The organism is Desulfamplus magnetovallimortis, assembly GCF_900170035.1.
Lineage (GTDB): Bacteria > Desulfobacterota > Desulfobacteria > Desulfobacterales > Desulfobacteraceae > Desulfamplus > Desulfamplus magnetovallimortis.
The window spans coordinates 939,564-947,318 of sequence record NZ_LT828540.1; the positions used below are offsets into that span (position 1 = coordinate 939,564).

The 7,755-nt window shown below is 38.4% G+C and carries 5 protein-coding genes; all 5 read right to left on the reverse strand.

Translation table 11 applies throughout. The features are described 5' to 3' along the window. The coding region (gene pglX, locus MTBBW1_RS03680) for a BREX-1 system adenine-specific DNA-methyltransferase PglX (RefSeq protein WP_139786658.1) at positions 1–2,410 on the reverse strand (2,410 nt) is incomplete at its 3' end. Positions 2,411–2,558: 148 nt separating this feature from the next. Beyond that, positions 2,559–3,878, reverse strand: coding sequence for an ATP-binding protein (locus MTBBW1_RS03685; protein WP_080799287.1), 1,320 nt, complete (start codon positions 3,876–3,878; stop codon positions 2,559–2,561). Between the two features lie 542 nt (positions 3,879–4,420). Further along, positions 4,421–5,050: a HEPN domain-containing protein gene (locus MTBBW1_RS03690; RefSeq protein WP_080799289.1), complete on the reverse strand. Its 630-nt coding sequence runs from the start codon at positions 5,048–5,050 to the stop codon at positions 4,421–4,423. Further along, positions 5,047–6,060, reverse strand: a complete 1,014-nt coding sequence (locus MTBBW1_RS03695) for a ParA family protein (RefSeq protein WP_080799291.1) — start codon at positions 6,058–6,060, stop codon at positions 5,047–5,049. The genes MTBBW1_RS03690 and MTBBW1_RS03695 overlap by 4 nt, the downstream gene beginning before the upstream one ends. A gap of 105 nt (positions 6,061–6,165) precedes the next feature. Further along, positions 6,166–7,755, reverse strand: a 1,590-nt coding sequence (locus MTBBW1_RS03700; protein ID WP_222423972.1) for a hypothetical protein, incomplete at its 5' end; no start/stop codon positions are given.

A 7,755-nucleotide genomic window follows, 5' to 3' on the forward strand; every position in this document is an offset into this window, starting at 1 on the left:
ATCTGATTTTTTCGCCGAATGCACATGGCCCTGAATTATCATGAATAGCACCTTGTCCCGAATATCTCGCACTAAACTGAGATGAAGTGACGTCTGACCACGTTAAACAATTTTTTTTAAAATATTTTTCATTTCGAATAGTACTTCCTTTGAAATTCTTAATAGCCGCACCATTATCACTCCAATTTACTACATAATCATTATTTCCAAACCATTTTCTAAATGCCCCCCCTTTGTTGTAACGGTGCCAATGTTTTAATTCATTGATGTCAGCATTAGTAAAAGGGAAATTTGTTTTGTATTTATCAACCTCATACCAAAATCTCAAAAACAAATCATTTTTTCCGGTATCAATTCCTTTCTTTGGGGGAGTAAAATTTATAAAAGCAGTATTTTCAAAAAAACATTTAATAGTTTGTTGGGTCACCCAATACGCAACCGGACTCCCCGGAATCTTCTTAAAATCATCAGCAGAAGCATTAAAAAACCACCCACAATCTGGATTCTGAATCGCTTCCTTAATCGCTGTGAGTTTCTCTTTTTCAGAATGACCCTCAATAAGGCGAAAATAGCTTCCCTTTAACTTTGGTAGCGGGGTATTTCCCAAAACGAAAGCAGTTGTGGAAACTACCTCGCCACCAATGCTGTCAAAGCCCCTTGCACCAAGATGAGCCATTGAATGAATAGTATTTTGAGTCAGGATTTTATCTCTGAGCTTTTCAAAAGAAGATAGAAACATCCAGCTTTGCATGGTGATCATTCCCACAAAGCCCTGTTTTGATGCAAGTTCAAGATTCCGTTCAATAAAAATGGCAAACAGATCGGATTTGCTTTGTGGATAATGATTTCCTGCAAACGTCTTCAACATGGGATTCATCCCCTTACTTCCCATGTACGGCGGATTTGCCACCACACAGTCATATCTTTTCGACAACAGGGCTGCTTGATCTAAAATCGGTTTCAGATAATCCAGCTCTTTTTCCGCATCCCCAAGAAAAAGGTCATCCGTGGTTTGGGGTGATGAATTCAGAAGGATTTGAAGGGCATGGAGGTTTTCAGCGATGTCATCCGGTATGGAGATCAGGGAGCCAAAGGTCTTTGCCTCTTTAAACAGCTCAAGCAGTTCCTGAACCCGTTCCCATTTCCAGAAACCGGTATCCCCGCTGCTGCCGCTCTCCCTGTTCTTGAGAGCGGTGTTGAGCCTTTCCTGGTCCATCCCTTTGGTGTCGGTGATGGAGAGAATATTGGAGGTGAGATCATCCCGGCTGAAGAGTCTTCTGTCATCGTTTCTGGCTCTCATCAGGACAGCAAAGTTAGCAAGCTGGGCAGCTCTTTTGTCGATATCAAGACCAAAGAGATTTTTTTCAAGGATGAGCCGTGGAATCTCACGGGTTCGGTAGCCCCGCTCCAGATAGATCTCTTTTAAAATATCGTATGCTTCCACAAGGATATGACCCGAACCACAGGCAGGATCTAAAAAGGTGAGGGTTTCGGGATCTATCTCTTTGGGTGTGGTGGCATCCAGCTCTTTTTGAACGTCTGGTTCCTGCCGGGCAGGTTCGATGTAGTATTCCATCTTCTCCCGCAGGGATGAATCGGGATAGGTGGCAAGCCACATGCGTCCCAGGGTATTCTGAACCATGTATTTCACGATCCAGTTGGGGGTGAAAAGCTGGGTGGCTGCGGGGATGTCCTCGCTTTTGACCTGCTTTCCGATCACCTCATCCTTTTTTTCCGAGATGTAGAACTGATAGATCCAGCCGATGATCTCCACATCTTCCCACAGGGCTTCATCCACTTCGGTGATGAGATTGTGGAGGGGGGAGCCGGTGTGGAGCAGATTGTCCGGCAGAAGGAGCTCTTCTTCGTTGTCCACCTTCTCGAACAGGAAAGGCATGGCATGGTGGAGGGCGTTGCACTGGGCGATCAAGAGCATTCGGAAGAGGGTGTTGTCCTGGTCTCCGGCAAGTTTCAGTTCAATGACTTTTTCTTTGTCAAGGCCGGGAAGATCCACATCTGCGGCATGATCGATGATTTCAGGATGGAGGACGTCTTCTCTATTGGCTGAACCATCCGGGCTGCTGAGGACACGGTATCCATGATCCAGAAAATCATGAAGCTCCATGTATCGGATGGCAACGAACCGGTTGAACCAACCATAGGCACTGGATCTGATGAACATCTCAAATCCCCATTGATTGACACGCTTGACCAGTTTTTCCCTCTGCTCACCCTCTCTTTTTGTCACCGCTTGCTCTCCGATGATGGCGACATCACGGCTCTCTCCCTCAAATCGCATCGGTTCGATATGGTCTTTATGGATACCGAGTCGGGCGGCTCTTTCGGTGATGGCGTTGATGAAGTCGGTTCTGGCTTTGGGGGCGTATGCTTTGATTTGGGATGTGTTCATGGGACGTGATCCTTATATTTTGCGATGGTCTATCTCAAAAGTTTAACGTGAGGATAATCAAGTGCGGTTGAAATCCATTCATCTAATGGGCAGTGGAGCTGAAGCCTTTTGAGTTCAATTTGATATTATTTGACTTTTATTGCATTCTTTAGATTAATTTATCAATATCATCCAAAGCAAAACCTTCAAAACTTAGGTTGTAGTGTTTATAACTGCCGATCAATTTTTCAGCTTTATGTTTCAGTTTGTTCAGGCTGATTTTATCGGGATTAAGTTTTACCTCTGCAATAAGAACTTCTTTATCAAAGTCGTTAACAGCCACAATATCGATTTCATTGAGATTACCCTTTTCCCAGTAATTTCCTATTTTGTTGTACTGACCTGTTGCAATGAGAATCTCCTGGAAAAGTTTTTCAAGATAATAGCCTGCAAAGGAGTTGAAATCCCTTTCGACAATTTTTTTGATATAGGTAAAATTTTCGGTTTCCACAGCAGATCTGTTTTTTTGAATAAACCGAAACCAGAAGTTAAGAAAATTGTCTTTTATAAGATATTTCTGGATTCTGCTGTTTTTTTTTGCATTTACAGGTTTGATTTTTTGTATTATGTCATAATTGTCTTCCATCATATTCAAATGCCCGCCGACATTTTTTCCGATTATGGATTCTATTTCACTTCTTGAAGTTTTGGAAGATGATATTAACTCCAAAATTGAAAAATAGGTTCCATATTCTTTGCCAAGTTCTTCTATCAACAGATGTTTTCCTTCAAAAAGAAATGGTGAATCTTTGCACAGGACAAAATTGAGAATAGAGTTCCGGTCAAATGTATTATTATCTGCAAGAATTTCAAGATACCTTGGTATACCACCGGTAATAATATATAAAAAGAAAAGATTATAAGGAGTATATGCACCATGATCACAAAGAATCTCTTTAATGATTCGGGGTGAAAAAGGTTTAATATACATTTTTCTGTCAGCTCTTCCAAAAAGGGGTTCTTTGCGACTCTCAAAAAGTTTTACCATCAGTGAATAAACAGAGCCTATAAATAGAAGATGCATTTGTATATCTTCTTTGTGTTGATCCCAAAGATTCTGTATATCCGAATATACGGAAGGATTGATATGATAGAATTCTTGAAATTCATCTATTATTAATACTATTTTTTCATGTCTTGCAATATTCAGAATAAGCAGGAAAATATCCTTGAAACTTGCAATTTCACCAATCACTGGAATTGAAAAATGTTGTTTAACTGTGGATAAGAATTCATCGCAAAGCTGTTTTTCACTCTTTTTTGATATGAAAAAGTATAAATGTTTTTTGTCCCTGGCATGTTGGCGTGCAAGAAGTGTTTTACCCACACGTCTTCTACCTGTAATTACAGTCATTCTGCCAGATTTTTCTGCTTGTTTATTTAGAACGTTCAGTATTTGAAGTTCTTCTTCTCTGTTATAAAATTTCATAGTCCTGAATAGAAATAAGAGTTTTTATGAAATGGTGATTACTGTAATGTCCATTACTATAAATAAAGTGAAATGTCAATTTCTAAGGGGATATAGATTTATGAATGCTCCGCCACAAAATCTTCAACATCATTGGATTCCAGAAAGGCTATTATGGATTCAGTACAGAATCTGGAGCTTTTGAACTACAGGAGTAAAATGGGCGAATCCCATCAATGGATCGTTCAAGAATGTTTTATGTTTTAGGAGCTTGCTTTTCATATCCTTTAAAATTCGATAATTTTATATAACGTACATGGCTGATCACCGCCACAATCGAAGAGATGAAAATCGTTTTAAAACAGCCTGTTACAGAGATTTTGATATAAACTACCTTTAAATTTATTAATAGGTGAAGGTGAATTTCGGATTGCAAATGTACAAACTGGTACACAGGCGGGTTCGATGGCGTTGATGAAGTCGGTTCTTGCTTTGGGGGCGTATGCTTTGATTTGGGATGTGTTCATGGTATTTCCTTATCAATTACCCCCTGTGTCAGGATATTAGGAATTGAACTCTTCCATTGTTATTGAAAAAATAGTGTTGACCACTTCTTCAAGAAAATCAATAGATATGTTCACCATATCAGGGTCAATGGGGTACTTTTCGCCTATACCAAGTGCAGGATCAATATCACTTTCATGGGCTATCTTATTTCTTCTGTCAACAATCAAGTCCAAGTGTCTTTTAACGTCATCACTTGAGATGGAAAATTGATTACCAATCTTTTTCCACAATTGCTTTATACCAATGAACCCCATTGCCTGTGAAATGTTTTCAGAGCTTTGAAATGTTCTATATCCATGGAGTCGTCGAATCTCTTTTTCAAAATAAAATTTTTGTTCACCTGGTGTTGACGCATCTAATATTCTTTTTACAACCTGAATGGAGATACCGTAATTTAGAAAGGAATTGGGATGATTGTCATTTCTTTGGAATATTTCCGACATGCCGATTCTGACAAGATCATGGATAAAACAGTCAAGTGCAGACACGGCAAGGACAATTTGAGACCTAAGAATATCCGATAAATCAAGTGCTGGCGTCAATTGTGCTGTAAAAATCGAATGTATTGCACCAAGATGTCTGACTGTTTCAATGTTAATATTGAACTGTTCAATAGCTCTTCTCATGATGTCAACTCAATCACTTTTTTTGTAAAATTTGAAAATTTACTATAAAAATCATCTCTCATCGTTTGGTATTTTTTCAATACGGTACCAGTTTGTCCTATTTGCTCATCTGTCAGTGCATAAACCGGTATGCCAAGTTTTTGATAAATTGGATTTAAGCCCTGAAAATCGGGTAATAAGCTCAAACAATAATTCTCAAAATCATACTGTTCATCGTTAAGCGTCATACCTATTTTCTTGATTTCCGGAACAAAAAGGGTCGTAATAAGCTGATTTAATTCATCAATTAACTTTTGGTTTGCCTGGGTTGGTTTTCCATCCCTAATATTGTACCTTTGAACCACTGTTCCGATAAACTTGGGAGTATTTTTAGGTAAAGGATAAAACGCATCAGAAAATGCAACTCTTGCCTTTTTAGCCCATTGCTCCCATTTGGGAAGCGTTTTGGATAGCGATTTGACTGCCATAGCAGAAAAGTTATCCGGTGCCGCAGGAACGATGAAATAATCACTGCTGACAAGTAACGCTTGGTTAATCGCACTCAAGCTTGGATTCATGTCAATAATGACATAATCAATTGCATGTGCTTCCACGGTTTTTTCTATGAGAGCATTGAAAGAACCGGGAAGATTTTTTAATGATGTCAGCGTTTCCGACAGGGTAAACGATACCCCTAAAGAGACGTCATACTCCGTAATTTCAAACGAACCTGGAATGATGAATAAGTTACTGTTATTTTTTACAGGAATCAATTCAGCCGCTTTTATTGAAACGGGTTGTGCTTTAAACGCTGGGGAGAGATACGACTTTAGATTACAGTCAGGCTTTGACAAATAAAATTGATCAAATCCTTCTTCACCCAGAGCAATTTTGCTGAGATTACATTGTGAATCGGAATCTACCAGCAACACTTTTTTGTCAAATTCGGTCAACATCCACGCAAGGTGATAAGCGGTTGTTGTCTTACTGACCCCGCCTTTGTGACTAAAAATTGCTATTTTTGATGACATTGTTCATATCCTTATTATTTAGGCAATCATTGAGTTCTGTGCAGTGAAATCTCTACTCACCAAAGCTTTTTCAATCGACATTATCTGAATTATTCTTATTTATTTTCACCGTTTTGAAGGGTGTCTCAAACCCAGATAATATTTATATAAATAGGCAAATGTATATTGTTTTTTTCCACCTCTGATATATTTTGTAAACATAATTCCATTAAGAATCAATGTCTCTTCCAGATCACGCACAGAAATATCCTTTAAATCCTGATTATTACGAGAGAGGATATCTTTCATCAAATCTTCAAACTCGTGCTGCGTCAATGGAGATATCTTGAGTTTATCCGGAATTTTATTGTCTCGAATATCATTGATGATGAGATAAAGGATTTCATTGCCTTCCTCTCCGGCCAAATCTTTGAAATGTCCTTCAACAGCTTTTTCCCTGACCTCGGTATTCATAAGGCATTTGTTCGACAAAACAGGAAAAGGGTCTTTGTTTAAATGCGGCATTTCATACTGTTTATCCATGGCAAGTCTTACCAAATCAAGAAATGGTCTCAGGCTTATGGTTCCATCTGCGTTTTTCAGGTTTTTATGGATCCAGTCATAGGTTTCTCCAAATCTTCCGGTGTGCTCACCAAAAAAAATATTTACCAGGGGCTTCAGGAGATATTCATCTGCTGGTAACTGATTGTAGCTGTTTTTTTTATCCACTCTTTTCAGGATATCCTGTAATTGATGAATTTTTATTCTTTCACCTTTTTCAGCGTACTCAACAAAGCTTTTCCGGCATCTGGAAAAGACCAGTTTAAAGAAAAAAGCATAAAGCTCTTCCCTTGTCCATTCCAGATTAATGCTTTGCTTTTCAAGGGAAGCTTTGTTTGTCAGATTACCAAGTTTGTTGAACAAATCCCTTCTTAAAAAAAGTTTTGGATGGATTCTGTCATAATTTCTGCTTTGACAAAATTTGATCAAAGGGGAGATGGCTTCAGACCACCATCTCGGTTTGATCACTTTATCCAACTGATCAAATATAATAATTAGATTTTGATCTTTTGATTTGAGATGTTTGTCAATTTCATCAAGTTCATTTTCAACAATTAAGAAGTTATCATCGTTATTAATGTAGTGTTTGAAAAAATCGGCTGTGGCACCATTATTTTTGATTGGAGATACTTTAATTTGTGAAACAAATCCTATCTTTTCATCGTCCAGCCGTAAGGCATTCCAGATGTAAACCCTCCAGAATCTGCTGTAAAAGAATTCCGGATCATCAATATCGGATTTGGAAATATTGCCGGCAACATCAAAAAATTTGCTGTGCTGTTTCCTTTTTTCCCCTTCAATGGTGATGATATTGACAATCTGGTAATTAATATGTTTTTTTTGAGCCTTGCTGCACAGCTTTTTAAAAAAATTATCTTGTCTAAGTGCCTGATAGAAGGCTGTCTTGCCTGTTCCTTTGCTGCCCAGTAAAATCAGTTTGTCCTGATTGAAAATGTCTTCCATACATTTTCGGGTGTAAAAGTCGTTTTCAAAGAAATTTTCTGTAAATTCAATATCATCAGCATATTTTTCAGGAAATTTTGCAGATAATTTTTTAAGGATCTCCTGTTTTAATTCTTGCAACTCATTTGAACTTTCAACGGCTTCATTATCTTTCCGGCGAATGGGATCAGGCTCTATTTTATCGGTCAAGCC

What these genes read in the sequence shown, in the direction of transcription:
- MTBBW1_RS03685 (WP_080799287.1), bottom strand. Translation starts at nt 3,878, where the DNA reads ATGAAATTTTATAACAGAGAAGAAGAACTTCAAATACTGAACGTTCTA.
- MTBBW1_RS03690 (WP_080799289.1), bottom strand. Translation starts at nt 5,050, where the DNA reads ATGAGAAGAGCTATTGAACAGTTCAATATTAACATTGAAACAGTCAGA.
- MTBBW1_RS03695 (WP_080799291.1), bottom strand. Translation starts at nt 6,060, where the DNA reads ATGTCATCAAAAATAGCAATTTTTAGTCACAAAGGCGGGGTCAGTAAG.